Raw genomic sequence first — 22,570 nt, 5'->3', positions numbered from 1 at the left:
GCACCAGTGCAGGCTCTGGCGTTAAAAAGGCAACCCAACATGATAAGGCGCCGTGCGGTTTTTCGCCGGGTGCCGACCGGGGGCGAATTCGCTGCCGAGCCGATCGGGCCGTTCGAGGCCGCCAGCGCATGGCCCCTGGTTGGCCTGCAACCAGGCCGATGCGACCGTCGGACCGTTGACCGGCCCGCCGCCATCCATTGGCACACGGGCTTTTGTGCCGCAGGCGGGCTGGCGTCAGGTTCCTTTCACCGCCTGTGCGTCCGCGTTGGACGGGCTCAGCGCAGCCGGGTCCAGTGGCGAGACCAACACATCCGCAGAAGCGCTGTTCAACACGTTCTGACCTGTGGAGCGCTGCAGGACGTCATCGATGAACGTGGCTTGGCGCTTACCGATGACGATCAGATGGACAAGCCTCGCGCACTGCAGCGCCATCATTTCTCGGGCTGGCTCGCCGTACGCCACAAAAATCTCAGCCGGCTGGCCCGTTGGAACGTGCAGGTCGACCACGTGCCTGAGGTAGGTCTGGGCCCGTTGGCGCTCCGTTGTACGCCGCTGATCAACCGATGGCCGCGCAGACGCCTGGCCCGGTGTGGCCGCGGCAGCCCGCATCACCTGATTGTCCAGCGCGTGGAACACCGAGACCCTGGTTTGGGACCCCGCGATGAGCCCCCGCTGCAGCAGTTGCGCCGATCCGGCTTTCAGGTCCAGCGCAATCAGGCTGCTGCGGTAGGGTTCTGTGGCGGGGTTTTTGACCACCAGCACGGGGCAGCCGCTGTCGTGCAGCAGCTGATCGACGGTGGACCGTCTGAAAAAACCGTCCAACTTGCCACACAGGCTGTGGTGTACCACCAGCAAATTCGCGCCCATGGCCGCCGCCTTCACGCCTTTGAGCATGGCGCCCAGGTTTTCGATGGGTTCAATCGGGAGGTTGTGCTGGCGACCCAAAGCCCGGCAGCGCTGCATCAGCCGCGCCTGAGGGTCGGGACCGAGCTGGCTGGAGCCGCCCGCAACGTACACGAAACGCAGCGGCGCGCGGTGCTGGACCGCCAGCAGCACGGCCCGCGACAGCGCCTGCTCGGATTCAACGGACAAGTCCGTGATCGCCACGATCAAGCCCATGGCCGCCGCGTTGGACGCGCCCGGCAAAACGGGCTGCGAAAAGGGCGCGCTCGCCAGGGCCGGGGAGGGCGGTCGCTCAGGTTGTGAAGTCACCGCTGGCCTCCGGTTGAAACAGGATGCTGACGATGTCCGCCTCGCAGGCGTCGCCATTCGGCGTGAACCAGGTCGCTGTGTCGCCCACGCGCAGGCCCAGCAGCCCGGCCCCCACGGGCGAGAGCACGGAAACAAAGCCCGCGACGGGTTCCGCGTCGGCCGGGTACACCGGGGTGAGCCGCCGGCGCAGCCCGGTGCCCCGAATGCAGATCTCCACTTGCGAGTACATGGTGATCACATCACCCGACACTTCCCGCGAGTTCACCAGGTCGGCGACGGGCAGGTGCTCGTCCAGCACATCGGGCAGCAGACCGCCGTTGAGCTTGCACAGGCGTGTGTAATCCAATTGGGTGAGCGTGCGCCCACCACTCTTGACTGTATGCATGAAGCACTCCATCGAACGCAGCCGTGAACCCAGAAAAAAAGGAACGGCCGCAAAAGCGCTGGACGAATGCCCGGCGATAGCGTTTTTGCGCAGAAGGGTGAGGGGTGTATCGCCGGGCTTAGGAATGTGCGACCGGCTTGTGCAACCAGTGCAGGCGCACGGCTGCGCCCTTCCCGACACGGTGTGCCCTGGCCGCAGCCAGCGTTGTCAGGAAGCCAATGCAGGTGTTTGGCTTGGAATGCATGTGCGCAGTGTACGGGGCTGGGTGGTGTGTGGCAATGCGCGGCACTTTGGGCATTCCCTGCGGGGGCCTATTGGCACGCGTCCGGCCGGCCGCGCTGTCGCCTTGGCGCACAATATTGCTCTTTGCCAAACACCCCCCGGTATGGCGCAGGCACGGCCTGTGTACCGCCGGCTTTCACACCGTGTCGTTCTCGCCCGCCGCCCCTTCACCCGCTTCCCCCGCCATGGCCGATGACGCAGCCCACCGCATGACGGGGGCCGAGCGACGTGCCAGCGCCTCGCTGGCCGCCATTTTTGCGCTGCGCATGCTGGGGCTGTTTCTGGTGTTGCCGGTGTTTGCGCTCGAAGCCGCGCGCCTGCCCGGTGGCGACGACGCCGCGCGCGTGGGCCTGGCCATGGGCATGTACGGCCTCACGCAGGCGTTTTTGCAGATCCCGTTTGGCCTGGCGTCCGACCGCTTCGGGCGCAAGCCCACCATCGTGGCCGGGCTGTTGCTGTTTGCTGTGGGCAGCGGCATCGCGGCCTGGGCGCCCGACCTCACCTGGCTGACCATTGGGCGCGCCGTGCAGGGCGCGGGCGCCATTTCCGCTGCGGTCACCGCGTTTCTGGCCGACGTGACGCGCGACGGCGTGCGCACCAAGGCCATGGCCATGGTGGGTGCCAGCATTGCGCTGATGTTTGCACTCTCGCTGGTGCTGGCGCCGCTGCTGGCCGCCGCCATTGGCCTGGCCGGCATTTTTGCGCTCACGGGTGCGCTGGCGCTGGCCGGCATCGCGGTGGTGGTCTGGGTGGCACCGCCCGAGCCGGTGGTGCACAAGCCTTCCGACATGCGCCAGCTGCGCAGTGGCCTGGGCGAAGCGCTGCGCCACGCCGGTTTGCTGCGGCTGAACCTGGGCGTGTTCGTGCTGCACGCGGTGCAGCTGGCCATGTGGATGGCCGTGCCCGCGCTGCTGGTGCAGGCCGGGCTGGCCAAGGTGGACCACTGGCAGGTGTACCTGCCTGCGGTGGTGGCGTCGTTGCTGGTCATGGGGGGCGTGCTGTTTCCCCTGGAGCGCCGGGGCAAGCTGCGCGGCGTGTTTCTGGCCGCCATTGGCCTGATTGCGCTGGTGCAGCTGGGCCTGTGGTGGGTGGCTTCGCGCAGCGGTGCCGAAGGCGCAGCACCCGGGTTGTGGACGCTGGGCCTGCTGATGTTTGCCTTCTTCATCGGCTTCAACACCCTGGAAGCCAGCCAGCCCAGCCTGGCCTCGCGCCTGGCACCGGCGCATGCCCGTGGGGCCGCGCTGGGGGTTTACAACACGCTGCAGTCGGTGGGCTTTTTTGTGGGCGGCGCGGTGGGCGGCTGGCTGGCCAGTGCGCACGGCGCCACCGGTTTGTTTGCGGTGTGCGGCGCGGCCATGCTGGTGTGGCTGGTGCTGGCCTGGCCCATGCAGGTGCCACCCCCGAAGGCTTCGGGTTCAGCACGGGGCTGATTCGCGCAAGCCACGCCAGCCCCCATCCCAGCCTTCCCCCAGCGGGGGAAGGGGCAAGACATGCCCCGCTGCGATGCGTCGGAGCACGCCATGTCTGACTCCCTCCCCCTCTGGGGGAGGGTTGGGGTGGGGGCTCTCATTTCATCACCGGCGCGCCATGCCTCCACCCAGGGCACCCGTGGAACCGGCTTTGCCGGGCCACTGGGTGCGTCCCCCCTCGGGGGGAAGCTGCGCAGCAGCGCAGGGGGGCTACTTAAAATTGCGCATCATCAGCAACGACATGGTGCTGTAGAGCGGACGGCTGATCATGCGCGAGAGCAGGCTCGCCAGCAGCGCACACGCCATGAGGCTCAGCACCATGCTGTGGCCGTCGGTCATTTCCATCACGATGATCATGGCGGTGATGGGCGTTTGTGTGACCGCTGCCAGAAAGCCGCACATGCCCAGCGCAATCAGGGCCGCGCCGTGCGGCGAGTCCAGCAGCCAGGCCACGTCAGCGCCCACACCCGCACCAATGGACAAACTGGGGCCAAAAATACCGCCCGGAACCCCGGTCCAGGCCGACAGCCACGAGGCGATGAACTTCAAACCGGTGAACACCAGCGGCTGGTGCGCCTGAGCGGCGGCACCGGCGGTCGCCTGGTCCAGCAGGTTGTGCGTGTGCTGGTGGCCCACGCCCACGGCCGCGCCGTCACTCACCACCGCAATCACCGCCACCGCGAAACCGCACAGGGCCGCAAACGTGACCGGGCGCTTGCGGCGGTAGGCGCAAAACCGGTCGGGCAGGCCGGTGAACGAGGCCAGCATCAGCCGCGACAGCAAACCGCCCAGCAGCCCGCAACCCACCGCCACCAGGGCGCCGGGCGCGAGCAGGTTCCACCACGACACCGATTCCGCGCGCACCCGGCCAAAGTACGACAGGTTGCCAAACGCCGACACCGCCACCAGACCGGCCACCACAATGGCCGCCAGCATCAGGCCGCTGCTGCGCTCTTGCAGTCGGCGCGACAGCTCTTCAATGGCAAACACAATGCCGCCCAGCGGCGTGTTGAACGCCGCCGCAATGCCCGCTGCGCCACCGGCCACCATCAGTTCGCGGTCGCTGATGTCGCTGCGCGGTGAGAGCCAGCGCCGGGCGTGCAGCATGACACCCGCCGCCACCTGCACCGAAGGCCCTTGCCGCCCGATGGACAAACCGGCCAGCAGCCCGCCCGAGACCGCCAGAATTTTGGCGATGCTGAGCTTGAGCGAAATGAAACGCGAGCGCGCCTGCACCGGCGTTTCGGGCGCCAGCGCGGTCAGCAACTGCGGCACGCCCGAGCCCGCCGTGCCCGGCGCCCAGCGCCGAATGGCCCAGACCACCCCGGCGGTGAGCAGCGGCGTCCACAGCAGCGGTGCCCACCAGGCGGCGCTGCGCAGGCTTTGGTAATAGCCAAAGGCCGCGTCGGCCAGCAGCGTGAAACAGACAATGGCCAAGCCCGCCAGCACCGCGTAGGCAATCACCACCACCCGGTCCAGCCACTGGCGCACATCGCCCATTTCGCTGCGCAGGTTGTGCAAGAAGTCGGGTTCGCCTTTCATGGCTGCGAAGTGTAGGCGCTGGGCGGTGGTTGGGGGCAGCCGGTGGGTGGCGTATTGGGCGCGGACGGTACTTGCGGCACAATGTCTGACCCAATGGCGGCCCGGGTTTCCCGCGCCGCCCGCATTTTTTCTTCAGGGCAACACACCATGGCATCCGTCAACAAAGTCATCATCGTCGGCAACTTGGGGGCCGACCCCGAAACCCGTTATTTGCCCTCCGGCGACGCGGTCACCAGCATCCGCGTGGCCACCACCGACCGCTACAAGGACAAGCAAACCGGTGAAATGCGCGAGTCCACCGAGTGGCACAGCATCAGCTTTTTTGCCAAATTGGCCGAAATCGCCGGCCAGTACCTGCGCAAGGGCAGCCAGGTGTATGTAGAGGGCAGCTTGCGCACCCGCAAGTACACCGACAAAAACGGCGTTGAAAAATACGCCACCGACATCCGGGCCGACAGCATGCAGATGCTGGGCAGCCGCCAGGGCATGGGGGGGCCGTCTGAAGACGGCGGTGGTGGCGCCGGCGGTGGGTATTCCCGCCCAGCTGCGGCACCGCGCCAGGCCGCGCCCGCACCGCGCCCACCGGCACCTGCGCCCGCCCCAGCAGCCCGCCAGTCCAGCGGCTTTGACGACATGGACGACGACATCCCGTTTTAATTCGGCGCCCCCCGCCGAACAAGTCGCCCGCGGCCCATGCGCCCGCGGTGGCTTGTGCCCTTCAAGCGGGCCTGGGTGGTCCAGGCCAGCGCACCCCCTCACGCCGGCGATTTCACGGTGGGCGCTTCCCACTCCTGAAACTCGTCCTCGCCAGCCGCCTTGAACGCGCGCTCGGCCGAGCGCAAGGTGTTTTCGATCAGCATCGTCACCGTCATGGGGCCCACACCGCCCGGCACCGGCGTGATCCACGAGGCTTTTTCCTTCACCGCGTCAAAGCACACGTCGCCGACGATGCGGCCATCGGGCAGGCGGTTGATGCCCACGTCGATGACGATGGCGCCTTCTTTCACCATCTGCGGCACGATCAGGCCCGGCTTGCCAGCGGCCACGATCAGGATATCGGCCAGGATGGTGTGTTGCGCCAGGTCGCGCGTTTTGGCGTGGCAGATGGTGACCGTGGCTTCGCGCTGCAACAGCATCAGCCCCATGGGCTTGCCCACGATGTTGCTCGCGCCCACCACCACCGCGTTTTTGCCCGCCACGTCGATGCCCGTGGTGTCGAGCAGCAGCTGCACACCGTAGGGCGTGCAGGGCGGGAAGATGCTGGTGCCGGTGACCAGCGCGCCCACGTTGTAGAGGTGGAAGCCGTCCACGTCCTTGTGCACCGAAATCGCCTCCAGCACGCGCGCAATCGGGATGTGCGCGGGCAGCGGCAGCTGCACCAGAATGCCGTGGATGCCCGCGTCGCGGTTCAGGCGCTCGATGGTGGCCAGCACCTCGGCCTCGGACACATCGGCGGCCAGACCGATGTGCAGCGAGTGCACGCCGCACTCTTCACACGCCTTGATCTTGTTGCCCACGTACACCCGCGAGGCCGGGTTGTCGCCCACCAGCACCACCGCCAGCCCCGGTGACACGCCGTGCGCCTTCAGGCGCTCCACGCGTTCGCGAAAGCCCACCCGCAGCCGCTGGGACAGCGCCTTGCCGTCAATGATCTGTGCCGTCATGGCGCGGCCCTCAGCGAAACACCACGGTCTTGTTGCCGTGGATCAGCACCCGGTCTTCCAGGTGGTAGCGCAGGCCGCGGGCCAGCACCGCCTTTTCCACGTCTTTGCCGCTGCGCACCAGTTCCTCGGGCACGTCGGAGTGGTCGATGCGCACCACGTCCTGCTCGATGATCGGCCCCTCGTCCAGGTCGGAGGTGACGAAGTGGCAGGTGGCACCGATCAGCTTCACACCGCGCTTAAAGGCTTGGTGGTAGGGCTTGGCGCCCACAAAGCTGGGCAGGAAGCTGTGGTGGATGTTGATGATCTGGCCCGGAAACTTCTCGCACAGGTCGGGCGACAGGATCTGCATGTAGCGCGCCAGCACCATCGCATCGCCTTCGGCTTCCCGGTAGAGCTGTTCGACCCGGGCATAGGCGTCGGCCTTGGTGTCGGGCGTGACCGGCACATGGTGGAACGGGATGCCGTGCCACTCGACCAGACCGCGAAAGGTCTCGTGGTTGGAGATGACGCAGGGAATGTCAATGTCCAGCTCGCCCGACTGCCAGCGACCCAGCAGGTCGTACAGGCAGTGCTCCTGTTTGCTCACCAGAATGACCACGCGCTTTTTGCGCGCGCTGTCGGAGATGCGCCACTGCATGTTGAACGGCGCGGCGATCTTGGCGAATTCGGCGCGGAAGGCGTCGATGTCGAGCTGCAAGGAGTCGGCCAGGATTTCCTGGCGCATGAAGAACTGCTGCGACTCGGTCTCGGCGTGGTGGCTGGCCTCGGTGATCCAGCCGTTGTGTTCGGCCAGAAAGTTGGCGACAGCGGCCACGATGCCCACGCGGTCGGGGCAGGACAGGGACAGGGTGTAACGGCGGGGAGTGCTCATGATGGGTGCGGTGTGAGGGCGTGTTGGGCGTGCAGTTGGCCCGTCCGCCTGCGCGGCGGCAGGCAGACAGGCACCGGCAGACCGGTGGAAAGAGGCTCAGTCCTTGGCCGTGCGCTTGGTTTTCTGCGGGTCGTCGAACGGCAGGGTGTGGGCGCTGGCCGCGCAGTTCAGCGCAGCGCCGCGCAGTTCCATGGCCTTGCCGTGCACGGCGTAGGCCGGGTCCAGGCGGGCAATGGCCATGGAGCGCCCAGTCAGGCGCGAATACACGGCGCAGGTGACGAAGCCGACCTTCTGGTTGCCGTCAAACAGCGCGTCTCCAGCCTGCGCCGCTTCGGTGCTGGCGAGTTCAACCCCGAAAATCTTGAAGCGCTCCTTGCCCTGCAGCCGGAAGTGTTCGTTGGCCCCCCGGAACTCGGTTTTGCCCGGCGAGACGGTGAAGTCCAGCCCCAGTTCCCACAGCGTGTCGCCAATCGGCTCGCCGTCCATGGGGTACATGTCGGAGTTGTCGTAGGGGTAAAACAGCAGGCTGCTTTCGACCCGCAGCCAGTCCAGCGCGGTGAAGGCGCAGGGCACGATGCCCTGGGCTTTGCCTTCGGCCACGATGGTGTCCCAGATGGTGGGTGCATCGGCGGCCTTGCAGAAAATCTCGTAGCCACGCTCGCCGGTGTAGCCGGTGCGCGAAATCATCACCGGGCGGCCGAACAGCTGCGTCTGCATGTGGTGAAAGTACGGCAACTGGCGAATGCCCGGCACATGCTGGCTCAGGTATTCCACCGCCAGCGGGCCTTGCAGCGAGAGGTCGTGCAGGTCGTCGTCGAACAGCACCGCCACGTTGCGGCCCACCGCGCCGCGCGTCAGGATCTCGTGGCCCTGGCCGGCGCCGTGCACCACCATGAAGGCGTTCGGCCCGTTGCGGTAGATCACGCAATCGTCAATGAACTTGCCCGCTTCGTTGAGCATGCAGGCGTAGACCGACTTGCCTGGGTAGAGCTTGCTGACGTTGCGCGTGGTGGCCTGGTTGATCAGCATCTCGGCGTGCGGGCCGATGACGTGCACCTTCTTCAGGCCCGACACATCCATCAGCCCCGCCTTGGTGCGGATGGCTTCGTGTTCGTCGGCCAGGTCGGTGCTGTAGGTCCAGGCCGTGCCCATGCCGTTCCAGTCGGCCAGGCTTGAGCCCAGCGCGCGGTGCCGGTCGGCCAGGGCCGAAATACGCCAAGAGTTCATGTGGTTCTCCAGTGAAGAAAAGAAGGGAAAGAAAGCATCAAAAAATCAGGCCCCCACCCCAGCCCTCCCCCAGAGGGGGAGGGAGCCAGACAGGGCGCGCTCAGGCGCCGCGCAGTCGGGGATGTCTTGCTCCTTCCCCCTCTGGGGGAAGGTTGGAATGGGGGCTCTGCACATGTTTCAAAATGAGCATGGCTAGGCGCTCAGCCGGTCGATCTCGGTCAGCCGTTCGGTGTCGGCCGCGGTGCCCACGGGCAGGGCCTCGCCGTCGTCGAACGGCGCCAAGTAGTCCAGCGCGGTGGGCAAAAATCGCGTCAAGCCCTTGTATTCGACCAACTGCGGCGGCAGGCTGCCGAGCACGCGGTGCAGGCGTTTGCCCCACTTGGGCACGCGCACCAGCTCGTCCAGCGAGGCCAGGTAACAGCGAATGGGGAACAGCAGCGCGTTGCTGCGCGGCAAACGCCACAGGGTTTGCAGCTCCACCCGCAGGTGCAGCTTGCGGCCGATGTTCTCGGGCGTGAGCGAGGCGCGGTCCGGTCCCCACTCGGGGTAGGTTTCGGGCGAAGTGTCCAGGCGCGGGTTCACCGTCATGGTCCAGTTCAGGCGGCGCACCGGCTGGCCCAGGCGGATCATCATCAAATACTTCAGCGCCCGCTCGAACACGCCCGCCTGGTGCGCCAGCGGCACCGGGCCGTGCCACTCCATGAAGTTCATGCCGACGTTGAAGTCCAGCGACCAGTCGGCCTGCGAGGTGACCATGCCCGCATCCAGAAACAGCGTGCCCTCGCGCTGGTCGCAAATCGCAAAGTCGCCCTGCGCCTGGCGCGTGATGTATTCAAACGGCTCGCACGGCAGCGTGGCCGCGTCGCCGAACACGAAGGTCTGCTCCAGGCCCAGCGGGCGGTTGGTCCAGGTCCAGGTGGTGCCCATGTCGGGGCCGGTTTTGCTCAGCGAAAAGTGCTCGGGGTAGTCGGTGCTGAGGCGGTCCATCAGCAACTCCAGCGTGTCCCACTGCGCCAGCATCATGTGCGGCAGTGCCTGGCAGCGGCCGGGGTCGCGCTCCAGCGTGATGGCGCGGTCGCGGCATTCGGCAATGTAGTGCTCGTCCACGTCGAAGCCGTGGCGGTAGGCGTCGGACGGGCCTTTGCCGTCGTGCGGTTCCATGTTGACGCTGTACATGTAGCGGTCTTCCGGAAACGGAAACGGAAAGCGCAGGATGGCTTCGTCGCTGTTGCGGACGCTGTAGTCGCCGCGAAACGTTTCGTCGGGCTTGAAGGCGATGGACATGGTGGGGGTCTCCAGTCAAAAACGGGTTCAGAGATCGAGCACCAGGCGCGCACCGCGCGCACGCGAAACGCAGGGCATGATGAATTGCGCCTGCTCCGCCGGGCTCAGAAAGTGGTCGCGGTGCTCGGCCTCGCCGTCCAGCAGTGGCGTGATGCACACGCCGCAAGCGCCACCCCGGCACAGGCAGGGCGCGGCCACGCCGATGCGCTCGATGGCGTCGAGCAGGCTTTCGTCTTCGGCCACTTGCACGCGCACACCGCTCTTGTGCAGCACCGCCTCAAACGCCGTGCCGCCGCTGGCGCCGCTGCCAAAGTGTTCGGTGTGCACCTGAGCGCTGGGCCAGCCTGCTGCGGCGGCAGCGGCCAGCACCGAGGCGTTCAGCTCGCTGGGGCCGCACACCGACAGGTGGGTGCCCGCCGGTTGGCGCGCCAGCAGCGCGGCGGTGTCGAGCCGGTGGCCGTCGGCGTCCCAATAAAAGAACACCGGTGCGTCCGCAGGCAGCCAGGGCGCGAACACCGCCCGTTCTTCTTCGCGGCAGCACACATGCAGCTCGCAACCGGCTTGGCGCACTCCGGCGTCTTGCAGGTACGACAAAAACGGCGTGATGCCGATACCGCCCGCGATCATTAGGTGGCGGCGCGCACCGCGCACCGGCGCGAACAGGTTAGCGGGCCACTGGGCTTGCAGCACATCGCCGACCTTCAGCCGCTCATGCACCGCCGCCGAGCCGCCACGCGAAGCGGCCACGCGGCGCACGATGATGTCGTAGCGGCTGCGGCTACCTGGCGCGTTCACCAGCGAATAGGCGTTGCGGTGGACGCGGCCCGCGCCGGGTAGGCTGAGCAGCACATGCGCCCCGGCGCCGGTGGGTGGCAGCGGTGCGCCGTCGGCGCCGGCCAGTTGCAGGTGGCGCAGGCTGGGCGAGAGCGTGGTGGCCGACACCACACGCAGGGTCAAGCTGGAACCGTTCATGGAAACACCTCCTGCACCGCCGGGCGCACGCCGGGCTGTTCGGCATCGACCATCACGCCCATGAAAGCGCCGTGGCGACGGGAAAAATGGTCGCGCACCAGCAGGTGGCGCCCGCAACCGGCGCAGGCCACCACGTTGGTGCTCACGCCGTCGGTGAAGCCGTGGCAGTGCGTGCACCACACGCGGCGGCGCTGGCTGCCCGCGTGCGCCAGTTGCACCTGGGCCGGGGCCAGCCCGGCCTGCGCGGCCAGGGCCGCCACGCGCCACACAAAAGGCTCGGTGCCCTGGGCGCACAGCCGCTCGTTCACCGCCAGCGGCTGGGCCTGCGCCAGCACCGGGCCGAGCGCGGCCACATCGGCCAGCACGGTGACCGTGCCCCAGTCGGCAGGTGGCGCAGACGCACCCACCCAGCACACCTGCAAGCGTGTGGCCACCGGGGCAAAGGCGGTGTGCAGCGCGGCCAGCAGATCGGCGGTCATGCCGCTGGCGTCGAGCACCAGCCAGTGACGGCCCGCCTCGGGTTGGGGTGCCAGCGGCGGATAGACCGGCCGGCTGGTCACTTCGGAAGGTTTGAGTTGCATAGCAGCCATTCTCATTTTGGAAATGTCAACAAAAACAAGCCCTTCTTAACCGCCGCCGTCTGGTTGCGCAGGCCCCCACCCCAGCCCTCCCCAGCGGGGGAGGGAGTCAAGACATTCCCGCACACAGGCGCTGACCCGAGAGGATGTCTGGCCCCTTCCCCCGTTGGGGGAAGGTTGGGATGGGGGCTCTGCGCGACTTTCAACATGAGAATGGCTGGTTGCACAGCACGCTCCTTGACTTCAGTTTTCGACGGCGCCGGTGCACCACCCAAGGGCACAGCCGGGCCGGCTTCGCCGGACGGCCAGTGCCGCCCCCTGGGGGGACGCGAAGCGGCGCGGGGGGGATTCATTCCTTGCCGGGAATCCAGTTGGTGCCCGCCAGCGGCACATGGGCCATGGCGGCGGCCTCCACCGTCAGCGCCACCAGGTCTTCGGGCTCCAGGTGGTGCACGTCCTGCTTGCCGCAGGCGCGGGCCAGCGTGGTCAGCTCCATGGTCAAGGTCTTGAGGTAGTTCTTGACGTGCTTGGCGCCCATGTCGGGCTCCAGGCGCTGTTCCAGAATCGCGTCCTGCGTGGTCACGCCCACCGGGCATTTGCCGGTGTGGCAGTGGTGGCAAAAGCCGGCCTTGGTGCCCAGTGCCGCGTAGTCGGCCTCGGCGCTGTGCGTCTGGCCGCCTTGCTGGTAGGTGTCGCGGTTGCAGCCCAGCGCCATCAACACGCCTTGGCCAATGGCCACCGCGTCGGCGCCCAGCGCCAGCGCCTTGGCCACGTCGGCCCCGGTGCGGATGCCGCCCGACACGATGAGTTGCACCGTGCCGATCATGTCCAGGTCGCGCAAGGCGGCCACGGCCTGGCGCACCGCCGCCAGCGTCGGAATGCCTGCGTGTTCGATGAAACAGGTTTGCGTGGCGGCGGTGCCGCCCTGCATGCCGTCCACCACCACCACGTCGGCGCCGGCGTGCACCGCCAGCTTCACGTCGTTGTAAACGCGGGTCGCGCCGACCTTCACATAGATCGGTTTTTCCCAGTCGGTCAGCTCGCGCAGTTCCTGGATCTTGATGGTCAGGTCGTCCGGGCCGGTCCAGTCCGGGTGGCGGCTGGCCGAGCGCTGGTCCACGCCCTGCGGCAGGGTGCGCATCTGCGCCACGCGCGGGTTCACCTTTTGGCCCAGCAGCATGCCGCCGCCGCCCGGCTTGGCACCCTGGCCCAGCACCACTTCAATCGCGTCGGCACGGCGCACGTCGTCGGGGTTGAAGCCGTAGCGCGAGGGCAGGCACTGGTACACCAGCGTCTTGGACGACTTGCGCTCTTCCGAGGTCATGCCGCCGTCGCCGGTGGTGGTGCTGGTGCCGGTGGCCGTGGCGGCCTTGCCCAGCGCTTCTTTCACGTTGGCCGACAGCGCGCCAAAGCTCATGCCCGCGATGGTGATGGGCGTGTCCAGCACGATGGGCTTTTTGGCGAAACGCGTGCCCAGCACGGTTTTGGTGGAACACTTTTCGCGGTAGCCCTCCAGCGGGTAGCGCGACAGCGAGGCGGTGAGAAACACCAGGTCGTCAAAGTGCGGCAGCTTGCGCTTGGCGCCCAGGCCGCGAATCTCGTACAGGCCGGTGCTGGAGGCGCGGTGGATGTAGTCCAGCGTGCTGCGGTCAAAGCTGGCCGACTCTTCCAGTTGCAGGCGTTTGATGTGGATGGGGTGTTCGGTGTTGTTTGACATCTCAATAGTCCTGATCGGCGTCGGCATTCCAGTGGTAGAGGCTGCGGGCCGAGGCCACGCGCTTGAAGTCCTTCGGGTCGTGGGCCAGACCGGCCTGCGCCAGCAGGTCGGCCAGCGCGGTGGTGTCGGCTTCCGTCAGGGGCTCCAGCTGCGCGTCGGCGCCCAGGCTCTTGATGGTTCCGCGCACATAAATCACCGCCTCGTAGAGCGAATCGCCCAGCGCGTCGCCCGCGTTGCCGCAAATCACCATGCGCCCGGCCTGCGCCATGAAGCCGGAGAAACTGCCCACCGAGCCACCCACCACGATGTCGCCGCCCTTGAGCGAAATGCCGCAGCGCAGCCCCGCGTCGCCGTCGATCACCAACAGCCCGCCGTGGGCCGATGCGCCCGCGCTGTTCGAGGCAAAGCCCTTCACATGCACCTTGCCGCTCATCATGTTTTCGGCCACGCCGGTGCTGGCGCTGCCTTCGATGGTCACGTCGGCGAACTTGTTCATGCCGGCGGCGTAGTAGCCGGCGTGGCCCTGAATGGTCACGCGCACCGGCGCGTTGATGCCCACGGCGATGTTGTGCGCGCCGTCCGGGTGCGTCACCGTGATGTGCTGGCCCGCCAGCACATCGGGCGCACTGTGCAGGTGCTGGTTGAGCGCGCGCACGCTCTGGCGGCTCAGGTCAAACGTCAGATTTTCCATACGTACATCTCCTCGGGGGCGGGTTCAAAAACGGTCGCGTGGGCAATGCCCGGCAGGTGCGCCAGCGAGCGGAATTCGGAGGCAATGGCCACAAAGTCGTCGGTCTCGGCCACCACGGCGGGCTTGCAGGCAAATGGGTCTCGAATCAGCGCCAGCTCGGTCGGCGTGCCCATCAGAAAGGTGTAGAAACCGTCGAGCGCCACAAAGGCTTTTTCCAGCGCGGTGTGCAGGTTGTCGCCTTCGCGCAGCCGCCATTCCAGAAAACGGCAAGCGGCTTCGGTGTCGTTGTCGGTTTCAAACTGGATGCCGCGCGGCTCCAGCATGCGGCGCACCCCGTTGGGGTTGGAGAGCGAGCCGTTGTGCACCAGGCAAAAGTCTTCGCCCGCCGTGAACGGGTGGGCGCGGTCCGGCGTCACCGCCGATTCGGTGGCCATGCGGGTGTGGCCCACCAAATGGCTGCCCACCAGCTTCGTGAAGTCGTACCGCTCGGCCACTTGCGCCGGGGTGCCAATGTCTTTGTACAGGTCGATGCGGCGGCCCGTGGACAGGATGTGCAGCTTGGCGTCCGCCGCGCGGATGAACGCCTTCACCGCGTCCGCCGGGCCATCGAACGTGAAGATGGCGTGGTTGCCCTGGGTTTTGATGTGCGCCTGCACCCGCAGCGCGGCATTGAGCGCATCGGCCAGCCCCACCCAGTCGTAGGCCGCGCCCGCGTCGGTCAGGCCCGAATACAGGCTGAGCTTGCGCTGGCTCTCGGGCAGTGGCTGGCCAAACACGGCCATGCCCGCCGAGTCCGGGCCTCGGTCGTGCATGCCGATCAGCATCGGCACCATCAGCGTGCCGAGCTGGCTGTGCAGCTCGGGCTTTTTCAACAACAGTCCAACAATTCCACACATGGTTGCGTCCTTCAGAAAAATTCCAGGTATTGCTTGACTTCCCACTCGGAGACGTGGCGCATGTACTCGATCCACTCCATGCGCTTGAACTTCAGAAACTCCCCGGTGACCGGCCCCAGCGCCTCGCGGATCACGGTGTCGGCCTCCAGCGCGTCCAGCGCGGCGTTCAGGTTTTGCGGCAGCAGGCCAATGCCCGCTTCTTTCAGTTGCGCCTCGCTCCATTCGTACAGGTTCACATTGCGCGGCGCGCCCGGGTGCATGCCCTTTTCGATGCCGTCCAGACCAGCGGCAATCACCGCCGCCGTGGCCAGGTAAGGGTTGCAAGCGCCGTCGGGCAGGCGCAGTTCCAGCCGCCCTTTGGGAATGCGCACCATGGTCGAGCGGTTGTTGTCGCCGTAGCTGATGTAGGCCGGTGCCCAGGTGGCACCGGTGAGCGAACGGCCCACCACCAGCCGCTTGTACGAATTGACCGTGGGCGCACACAGCGCCGTGAGCGCGGGCGCGTGGTGCAGCAAACCCGCCATGAACTGGTAGGCCATGGGCGAGAGTTCCAGCCCGTTCGGGTCGGTCTTGTCGCAAAACAGGTTGCTTTTGCCGTCGCCAATCGACAGGTGCATGTGCATGCCGTTGCCGGGCCGGTTGGCAAACGGCTTGGGCATGAAGGAGCAAATCAGGCCCAACTCGTTGGCAATTTCGCTCGCCGCCATCTTGAAAAAGATGAAGTGGTCGCACGAGGTCAGGCAGTCGGTGTAGGTGTAGTTCAGCTCAAACTGGCCGTTGGCGTCTTCGTGGTCAATCTGGTACACGTCGATGCCGGTGGCGCGCATCGCGTTGGAGAGCTTTTCCAGAAACACCCGCGTGCGCGACAGGCCCTTGTAGTCGTAGCACGGCTTGGCCAGGTTGTCGCTCGCGTCGTGCGGCACCACGCTGCCGTCGGCGTTGCGGCGCAGCAGCGAAAACTCGGGCTCCAGCCCGGTGAACATGGTCAGGCCTTTTTCGGCCAGACGCGCCACCTGCTTCTTCAGCACCACGCGGCTGTCAAAAGCCCAGGGCGCGCCTTCCACATGGCCTTCGCACACGATGCGCGCCAGGCCCGGCTGCCACGGCACGATGGACACCGTGGCCAGATCGCCCACGGCCATGAAGTCGGGTCCGTGCGGCTCAATGCCCACACCGCAAATGGCAAACCCGGCAAAGCCCGCGCCGTCGGTCATCACGGTGTTCAAATGCTCCACCGGCACCGACTTGGCCTTGGCCACGCCGTGAATGTCGACGAACTGCGCCAGCACATAAGCCACCCCCTGCGACTTGAGGTAAGCCTGGGTTTCTGCGACGCTGTCAAAGCGTTTCGGGGACACCAGCCCACCCGGCTCGGGTGGGGTGGCGAATGGAACGGCGAGTGTGTTCAAGGGGAAACTCCTTCGGTTGGCAATGGGGTCAGCGGGAGGGGGCAGAGGGTGTCGACCTTGGTGCATGGTCCACACCGATGTTTCTTTCTATGCAACATTTGTGCCTGCTGTGAATATTTTGAGGGCGGCAGCACAGACACTTTTTTCAGCAACCAAGACCCAAGGAGCGGGATGTGACTAAAAAAGGCGACGAGCCACTGGTTTCACTGGAAGAGTCGGTGGGATCGGCCATCAAAGAGCTGCGGCTGCGCCACGGCCTGACCATTGCGCAGGTGTCCGAACAGGCCAGCATCAGCCGGGGCATGCTGTCCAAGATCGAAAACGGCCAGACCTCCGCCGGCATGGAGACGCTGGCCCGCATTGCGCGGGCGCTGGGCGTGTCCATGTCGATGCTGTTCAGCAAATACGACGTGACCGCGAGCACCGCGCAGCACATCAAAAAAGGCAAAGGCATGGAAGTGGTGCGCCGAGGCACCAAAAGCGGGCACACCTACCACCTGCTGGCCTACGACCAGGGGCCGGTCAAGCTGTTCGAGCCGTTCCTGATCACCATGGACGACGACTCAGAGCAATACCCCACCTTCCAGCACCCCGGCACCGAGCTGCTGTACATGCTGGAGGGCAAGCTGGAATACCGCTGCGGGCAAGACACCTACCTGCTGGAACCCGGCGACTCGCTGACCTTTCAGGCCGAGGTGACGCACGGGCCGGAGAAGTTGATCAAGTGCCCGATCAAGTTTTTGTCGTTTATTGTTTATCCGCGTGGGGCGGAGTGAGGGGCTGCAGGGTCAGGGCTGAGAAGGTCAGGTAGCAATCAACGCGGGCTGTTGTTGATTGTTTTTGCCGCTATAGTGGCTGCTAGCGATTGTTTCTTTCGCTGCAACCATCGGGTTCGGTGCCGCAGAATAGACGACAGACTTCAGGAGGAATTCTTATGTACGGAACAGAGGCATTCATCAGCCAAGCGGCTGTGTCCAGCAGTGCTTTGCAGCGGTCGCCTTACTTTGAGGCGTCATTCGTCCAAGTTTATTCAGTCGTCTAATCTGTTTTGCCCAGATTAGACGACGATCTACATTGCGTTAGAACTCACATGGAGAATCTCGTGAATCAGGTAAAAGCAGACATCCTTGCGTTTATGGCGGAATCCGGCCTTGATATCGGTCACGTACTGCCTGAGAGACCCTTCTACTTCCAGCGAGCGATTCACTACACACCGCCTCAGCAGGATGCTATTGGCCCCGCCCTGGAGTCTCTTGTTGCGGATGGCACGCTTGAAAAGCGCGATAATGGCCACTTCCTAACTACTGCCGGGTTCAGCCGAATTTATCCGGAAAACACCTCTGCTGTAGTTGATTTTGTCAAGAACGACATACTTGATTTTCTTCGTAACCAGAGCGCCCGAGCCGGCCACTCACTAGCATTGAAACCATTCGCATTCCAGCGACTTGTGCACTACAACCCTCAGCAAAAGAATTCTGTACAGCAAGCGATAGAATCATTGGTCGCCGACGGGACCTTAGAACAAAAGAATGACGGATTCTTTCTGACGCAGGACGGTTACGAGCGGCTTTACTGAGGTGAGTTCTAACAATTCGTTCAAGCCGACCCCATGTCGTGGCGTCTGCCGCCCCGCCACGGGGCGGCTTAACTCAGGCGTTAGGCCTCTTATCAAATGCAGCCACAGACCATTCTCGAACTTGACTTCAGCAGTAAGCTGGAGATCACTATCAATAACAGGCGACCTGTCGTCCTGACCGACTTAACTATGGCTCTGCTTGGTGTCGGTCAGCAGTACGAGCGTTTTATTGAAAATGAGACGAATGAGCAACATGCGGCGTCGAGTGAACTATTCATTAAGGATGTTCGCTCTGGCTCAATAGTTGTCGAACTCGTCGCTCAGGCTCTTCCCGTGGTGCCCTTATTGTGGCAGGGCGGATCTTTGCTTGAATGGGTAAGTCATACAAAGTCCGTGGTTGAGTGGTTAAACGGGAAGCTCGCGAATCCGCCAAAGGAATTGACCAAGCAGGATTTGAAGCAGTGGTCGAACATCCTGGAGCCAGTAGCAAAGGATCACGGATCACAAATGAACTTCACGGTCTCGAACGGAGGCCAGGTCATAAACCAAATATTCATTAGTTCCGAGCAAGCCAACGCCGCTCAGAACCAGATAAAGCGCGAAATTGGAAAACTTGAAGAACCAGACGATCATACGCAGCGCAAACGAGTGATGGTTTGGTATCAGTCGAAGTTTGATTCTTCGTCCTCCACAGGGGATAAAGCGGTGATCGAAAGCATTTCGAAGACTCCGGTCAAGGTCATCTTCGAGAACAATGCGGTTAAGAAGGCAATGTTGGCTGGTGACGCCAGGTATCCGAAGCAGTGGCATGAGCTTGCCTACATTGTCGATGTTAGGGTCCAAACTGTTCAGGATATTCCAAAGGTCTACACCATTATCAACTACTATGATGAAGACACCTTCGATCCAAACGAGGCCTAACCATTCGTTCAACCGGAAGCAGTGGGGCATGCCGTCGTTTGGGCCTCCATTTCATTATGGCCCAAACGCCGCCATACCCCACTGCTCCGGTTAACTCGCACGTTCGACCCACCGTTTTTAACCAAGGAGCAACAATGAAAAAATCTATCGTTTTCCTGACTATCGCCGCAATCACCATGAGCGCATACGCAGCAGATGAGCGCGATGCGTCACGCATAGTAAAAAAATACAGTGAAGCCGTGGCTTGCCAGCTTGAAGGGGTTAGCGAATATCAGAAAAACCAATACAAAGCTGTCAAAATCAATCCGGGCGAGGCTGATCTTGGGGGCATGGGAGCGCAATTCGTCGTTTACTGGGAAGGAGATGTAGGTTGCGCAGGTGGCAACGGCACTATTGTTCCCAACTTCACCGTAGTTGAACATAGGGGCTTCATGTCAGCAGCTCCTGTCGTGGTTCCCGATATTAAATTCCCCAATATGGAGCTTGTGCGGCTAACCAGTATGTCTGGGAAAAATGGGCAACTCATCATCAAAGGCGTTACCTACGGCCCCAAAGATCAGCAACATTCGCCAACAAAGGTTGTTTCCTACACCCTTAAACTCGTAGATAACGAGTTCGTAAAGCAATAAGGTGGCGCCAAGGTCGGACCCTGCGCTCAACCCGACCGCCCTGGCGGGCGTCGGGTTAGCTCCACGTGTGTGCCGTGCATGGCACGAATCCAGCTGGGTGAAAGTCCCAGTGCCAGGCTTGTAGAGCCGAAGGCTAGCTGAAGGGTAAGTGCGTCGCCGCGAGGCGGGGTGCGGAGGAAACCCAAGGCGAAATCGCAGGGCGATGAACAAAAACCGGATATGAGGCGTGATGCATTCGGGACGAGCGGGCACGTGACCGCGAAGTCCTCTATCTACAAGTGGGTGGCAACACCGACAAGGGTGCATTTTGTAAATCCGGCGTCTATGCGAGGAATGATTCGTGTCTTACCACGGGAGATCTGCCATGTGTCGTGGCCGCGCAAGCGACCGGCGACTGAGAGCCAGGTAACTTGTTTTGAGCGCACGGCAGAAGTCAGCAGAGGGCATAGTAGGTGCGACCCGCACCGAAGGCCTGAACCTTGAACGATGAGGACACTGGCGTGAAGAGAGACGGGACAGCATCTGACAAGCACAACGCGGCACACGCTGCGGTGCCATCACCATGGCCCCACAGGGCAATACCGGTGGATGAACCCATCGCTGGAAAACCCCAGAGCACCCCATCATCGAAAACCTCAACCCTGATGACCGAGGTTCTGCACAAAGAGAACCTCAAACGGGCCTTGGAGCGGGTCAAACGCAACCAAGGTGCCCCGGGCGTTGACGGCATGACCGTCGATCAACTCGGTGCGCACCTCAAAGCAAATTGGCCCAGCCTACGCGCCCAACTGGTGGCAGGCACTTACCAGCCCAAACCCGTCAAGCGCGTAGAAATCCCCAAGCCAGACGGAAGAAAACGCCTGCTGGGTATCCCCACGGTGGTGGATCGGTTCATCCAACAAGCTGTGGCCCAAGTGGTGCAGCAACAATGGGAGCCGCACTTTCACCCCCACAGCTACGGCTTTAGGCCAGGGCGCAATGCCCACCAAGCCATGCGCCACGCGCAAGCCACTGTCCGTGAAGGATACGGCTGGGTGGTGGACATAGACCTGGAGGCATTCTTCGACCGAGTCAACCACGACCGCCTGATGGTGCGCGTGCGCAAGCACGTGGATGCACCCGATGTACTCCAACTCATCAACCGCTTCCTCAAAGGCGGGGTACAGGTGGACGGCCAAACACAAGCCACGGTACAAGGGGTGCCGCAAGGCGGGCCCTTGTCTCCGGTGCTGGCCAACGTGGTGCTGGATGAACTGGACTGGAAACTTCAAGCCCAAGGCCACCGCTTTGCCCGCTACGCTGATGACTGCAATATCTTTGTCAAAAGCCAACGCGCGGGACAGCGGGTCATGCAAAACGTAACGCGCTACTTGAGCGAGACACTGCGGCTCACAGTGAACGCCAACAAAAGCGCTGTAGACAGACCCAGAAACCGCAAGTTTCTGGGCTTCACCGTCAGTCGAAATGGTGCCAGGATCAAGGTGGCTGACAAGGCCATCGACAAACTCAAAGACACCATCCGCGAGCTGACCCGTCGCACACGTGGTCACCGTTTGGTTGACATCGTGCAAGAGTTAAAGACTGCCCTGAATGGGTGGAAAGCCTACTTTGGAATAGCCGAAGTGTTGAGCCCTCTGCGCGAGATCGACAAATGGGTGCGGCGGCGGTTACGATGTTACGCATGGAAACAATGGGGCAGTGCGGGTTACCGCGAGCTGAGGAAACGCGGGGTCACAGTGCGCGAAGCTTGGAATACGAGCAAGAGTGCACACGGGCCATGGCGCCTGAGCAAAACGCCAGCTTTGAACATGGCATCGCCCGCCAAATTGTTTCGTCAAATGGGGTTGCTCGAACTGGCAACAGCCAAGGCAGCATGAAATCAACGAAGTTTCAAGGAACCGCCGGATACGTGACCCGTATGTCCGGTGGTGTGAGAGGCAATCCACCGAACTTAAGCCGGGGCGGATTCAAATCTGAAGTGCAACACCTTGGTTTCAATGAACGAGGGTGGACTGTTGGGGGCCGTTGAGCAGTAGCTCCCGATAGACCGCCAAGGGTGATCGTACGCCCAGGCCTTTGCGGGGCCTGTTGTTGATCTCATCAGCAATGGCATCAAGCTGCTCCTGGCTGTAGCCCGAGAGGTCTGTGCCCTTGGGCAGGTACTGGCGCACCAACCCGTTGGTGTTCTCGTTGGAGCCCCGCTGCCACGGGCTGTGCGGGTCACAGAAGTACACCGCCATCTTCGTCCGACGGCTCAGCTCCTTGTGCATCGCCATTTCCCGCCCTTGGTCGTACGTCATGCTCTGGCGCATCGGTTCGGCAATCCCCAAGAGCTTGTCAGAGAAGGCCTGCATCACATTGACCGCGCTGGCGGGCTTGAACTCGGGCAGCTTGATAAGCATGAGCAGCCGGCTGGTTCGCTCGACCAACGTGCCCACCGCACTGGCGTTGGCCGCACCCTTGATGAGGTCACCTTCCCAGTGACCGGGGAACTGCCGGTCTTCAATCTCAGGCGGGCGCACATGGATGCTCACCATGTCAGGAATCTGGCCGCGCCGGTCTTGTCCCTTGCTGCGCGGCACACGCTTGTTGTGAGCGTGGCGCAGGGAGGGTGGCGATCAGCTCGCGCTTGAGCTCGCCTACGGGCTGGGCGTAGATGCAGTTGTAGATGGTCTCGTGTGACACGCGGTGCTCATGGCCTTTGGGGAAGATGCGGGCCAGTGTCAGGGCAATCTGTTCGGGTGACCAGCGCTGGCTCAGAAAGTGGCGCATCAGGCCGAACAGGATGCCATCACGATGGAGCTTGTTGGGCGCACGGCCTTGCTGGCGGCGCTGCAGGGCACAGGCACGTGCTGCGGTGCTGGCGTAGCCTGCGGGCTGCGCGTTGCGCAGCAGTTCCCGGCTGATGGTGCTCGGGGATCGCCCCAAGACCAAGGCCATATCTCGAACTGTGTACTTCTGCTGGACCAGGCTGGCCAGCGTCACGCGGTCTTCAGGCTGGAGTTGTTGATATCTTCTCTGCGGAGTGCTTTGCATCTGCGAACCTTACTCAGTGGCAGGTGTTGCACTTCACTTTTGAGTCCGCCCGGTATAATCCGTAAGTCGTTGATTTTGTTTGACTTTCATCTGAGGCTGGCATGACTTCTGCCTCAATACTGTGGTTTTGCACAGTCTTTTCTGACCGATTTCTCTGATCACCTGCACAGCCCGGCCTTTGCCGATCTGGCCCGCAGTCCCGATCACCC

At 63.7% G+C, this 22,570-nt stretch carries 20 protein-coding genes and 1 pseudogene; 7 read left to right on the top strand and 14 right to left on the bottom strand.

Going from position 1 to position 22,570, the window contains the following annotated elements; all coding sequences use genetic code 11:
- Positions 1–234: 234 nt before the first annotated feature.
- Positions 235–1,212: a universal stress protein gene (locus Q7J58_RS21485; RefSeq protein WP_304831964.1), complete on the bottom strand. Its 978-nt coding sequence runs from the start codon at positions 1,210–1,212 to the stop codon at positions 235–237.
- Positions 1,196–1,597 carry a GreA/GreB family elongation factor gene (locus Q7J58_RS21480; RefSeq protein ID WP_304831962.1) on the bottom strand — a complete coding sequence of 134 codons (402 nt, stop codon included), beginning with the start codon at positions 1,595–1,597 and terminating at the stop codon, positions 1,196–1,198. Before Q7J58_RS21480 ends, Q7J58_RS21485 begins: the two co-directional genes overlap by 17 nt.
- Positions 1,598–2,064: 467 nt before the next feature.
- On the opposite strand from Q7J58_RS21480, the gene Q7J58_RS21475 reads away from it, so the two are divergent.
- Positions 2,065–3,309, top strand: coding sequence for an MFS transporter (locus Q7J58_RS21475; RefSeq protein ID WP_304831960.1), 1,245 nt, complete (start codon positions 2,065–2,067; stop codon positions 3,307–3,309).
- A gap of 249 nt (positions 3,310–3,558) precedes the next feature.
- Here the strand turns inward: Q7J58_RS21475 and Q7J58_RS21470 are convergent, their stop codons facing one another.
- Positions 3,559–4,890, bottom strand: a complete 1,332-nt coding sequence (locus tag Q7J58_RS21470; protein ID WP_304831958.1) for a chloride channel protein — start codon at positions 4,888–4,890, stop codon at positions 3,559–3,561.
- A 147-nt stretch (positions 4,891–5,037) separates the two neighbouring features.
- Between Q7J58_RS21470 and ssb the strand changes: the two genes are divergently transcribed.
- Positions 5,038–5,547 carry a single-stranded DNA-binding protein gene (gene ssb / locus Q7J58_RS21465; RefSeq protein WP_304831956.1) on the top strand — a complete coding sequence of 170 codons (510 nt, stop codon included), beginning with the start codon at positions 5,038–5,040 and terminating at the stop codon, positions 5,545–5,547.
- 98 nt (positions 5,548–5,645) lie between these two features.
- Here ssb and folD read toward each other — a convergent pair whose 3' ends face one another.
- From folD to glnT, 10 genes are all read right to left on the bottom strand, one after another.
- Positions 5,646–6,554 carry a bifunctional methylenetetrahydrofolate dehydrogenase/methenyltetrahydrofolate cyclohydrolase FolD gene (folD, locus tag Q7J58_RS21460; RefSeq protein WP_304831954.1) on the bottom strand — a complete coding sequence of 303 codons (909 nt, stop codon included), beginning with the start codon at positions 6,552–6,554 and terminating at the stop codon, positions 5,646–5,648.
- Positions 6,555–6,564: 10 nt separating this feature from the next.
- Positions 6,565–7,425: a formyltetrahydrofolate deformylase gene (gene purU, locus Q7J58_RS21455; RefSeq protein WP_304831952.1), complete on the bottom strand. Its 861-nt coding sequence runs from the start codon at positions 7,423–7,425 to the stop codon at positions 6,565–6,567.
- A 96-nt stretch (positions 7,426–7,521) separates the two neighbouring features.
- Positions 7,522–8,652 (bottom strand): aminomethyltransferase family protein, encoded by a 1,131-nt coding sequence (locus tag Q7J58_RS21450; protein WP_304831950.1) that lies wholly within the window; start codon positions 8,650–8,652, stop codon positions 7,522–7,524.
- A 192-nt stretch (positions 8,653–8,844) separates the two neighbouring features.
- Positions 8,845–9,936, bottom strand: a complete 1,092-nt coding sequence (locus Q7J58_RS21445) for a DUF3445 domain-containing protein (RefSeq protein ID WP_304831949.1) — start codon at positions 9,934–9,936, stop codon at positions 8,845–8,847.
- A 27-nt stretch (positions 9,937–9,963) separates the two neighbouring features.
- A complete protein-coding gene (locus tag Q7J58_RS21440; protein WP_304831947.1) occupies positions 9,964–10,908 on the bottom strand; it encodes a PDR/VanB family oxidoreductase in 945 nt (314 codons plus the stop codon).
- A complete protein-coding gene (locus Q7J58_RS21435; protein WP_304831945.1) occupies positions 10,905–11,489 on the bottom strand; it encodes a dimethylamine monooxygenase subunit DmmA family protein in 585 nt (194 codons plus the stop codon). Before Q7J58_RS21435 ends, Q7J58_RS21440 begins: the two co-directional genes overlap by 4 nt.
- 346 nt (positions 11,490–11,835) lie before the next feature.
- The gene (locus Q7J58_RS21430; RefSeq protein ID WP_304831943.1) at positions 11,836–13,203 is read right to left on the bottom strand and encodes an FMN-binding glutamate synthase family protein; all 1,368 of its coding nucleotides are present in this window, start codon (positions 13,201–13,203) and stop codon (positions 11,836–11,838) included.
- A gap of 1 nt (position 13,204) precedes the next feature.
- Positions 13,205–13,894 carry a protein glxC gene (locus Q7J58_RS21425; protein WP_304831941.1) on the bottom strand — a complete coding sequence of 230 codons (690 nt, stop codon included), beginning with the start codon at positions 13,892–13,894 and terminating at the stop codon, positions 13,205–13,207.
- On the bottom strand, positions 13,882–14,790 hold the full coding sequence (locus Q7J58_RS21420; RefSeq protein ID WP_304831939.1) for an amidophosphoribosyltransferase: 909 nt from the start codon (positions 14,788–14,790) through the stop codon (positions 13,882–13,884). Before Q7J58_RS21420 ends, Q7J58_RS21425 begins: the two co-directional genes overlap by 13 nt.
- Positions 14,791–14,801: 11 nt before the next feature.
- Positions 14,802–16,148, bottom strand: coding sequence for a type III glutamate--ammonia ligase (glnT, locus tag Q7J58_RS21415; RefSeq protein ID WP_304831975.1), 1,347 nt, complete (start codon positions 16,146–16,148; stop codon positions 14,802–14,804).
- A gap of 224 nt (positions 16,149–16,372) precedes the next feature.
- Here glnT and Q7J58_RS21410 point away from each other — a divergent pair, with 224 nt between their 5' ends.
- The 5 genes from Q7J58_RS21410 (at position 16,373) to ltrA (ending at position 21,202) form a co-directional block, all read left to right on the top strand.
- Positions 16,373–16,975, top strand: a complete 603-nt coding sequence (locus tag Q7J58_RS21410) for an XRE family transcriptional regulator (RefSeq protein ID WP_304831937.1) — start codon at positions 16,373–16,375, stop codon at positions 16,973–16,975.
- A gap of 326 nt (positions 16,976–17,301) precedes the next feature.
- Positions 17,302–17,775 (top strand): hypothetical protein, encoded by a 474-nt coding sequence (locus Q7J58_RS21405; RefSeq protein ID WP_304831935.1) that lies wholly within the window; start codon positions 17,302–17,304, stop codon positions 17,773–17,775.
- A 96-nt stretch (positions 17,776–17,871) separates the two neighbouring features.
- On the top strand, positions 17,872–18,696 hold the full coding sequence (locus Q7J58_RS21400) for a hypothetical protein (RefSeq protein WP_304831933.1): 825 nt from the start codon (positions 17,872–17,874) through the stop codon (positions 18,694–18,696).
- A gap of 134 nt (positions 18,697–18,830) precedes the next feature.
- Entirely contained in the window at positions 18,831–19,325 is a 495-nt protein-coding gene (locus tag Q7J58_RS21395; protein WP_304831931.1) for a hypothetical protein, read from the top strand.
- Between the two features lie 644 nt (positions 19,326–19,969).
- Entirely contained in the window at positions 19,970–21,202 is a 1,233-nt protein-coding gene (gene ltrA / locus Q7J58_RS21390; protein WP_304831929.1) for a group II intron reverse transcriptase/maturase, read from the top strand.
- A gap of 117 nt (positions 21,203–21,319) precedes the next feature.
- On the opposite strand, the pseudogene Q7J58_RS21385 reads toward ltrA, so the two are convergent.
- Positions 21,320–22,361: pseudogene (locus Q7J58_RS21385) on the bottom strand (IS30 family transposase).
- Between the last annotated feature and the right edge of the window lie 209 nt (positions 22,362–22,570).

The organism is Hydrogenophaga sp. (genome assembly GCF_030656115.1).
Classification (GTDB): domain Bacteria; phylum Pseudomonadota; class Gammaproteobacteria; order Burkholderiales; family Burkholderiaceae_C; genus Hydrogenophaga.
Note: the sequence above shows the minus strand (reverse complement) of the source record. Positions and strands in the feature narration are given on the sequence as shown.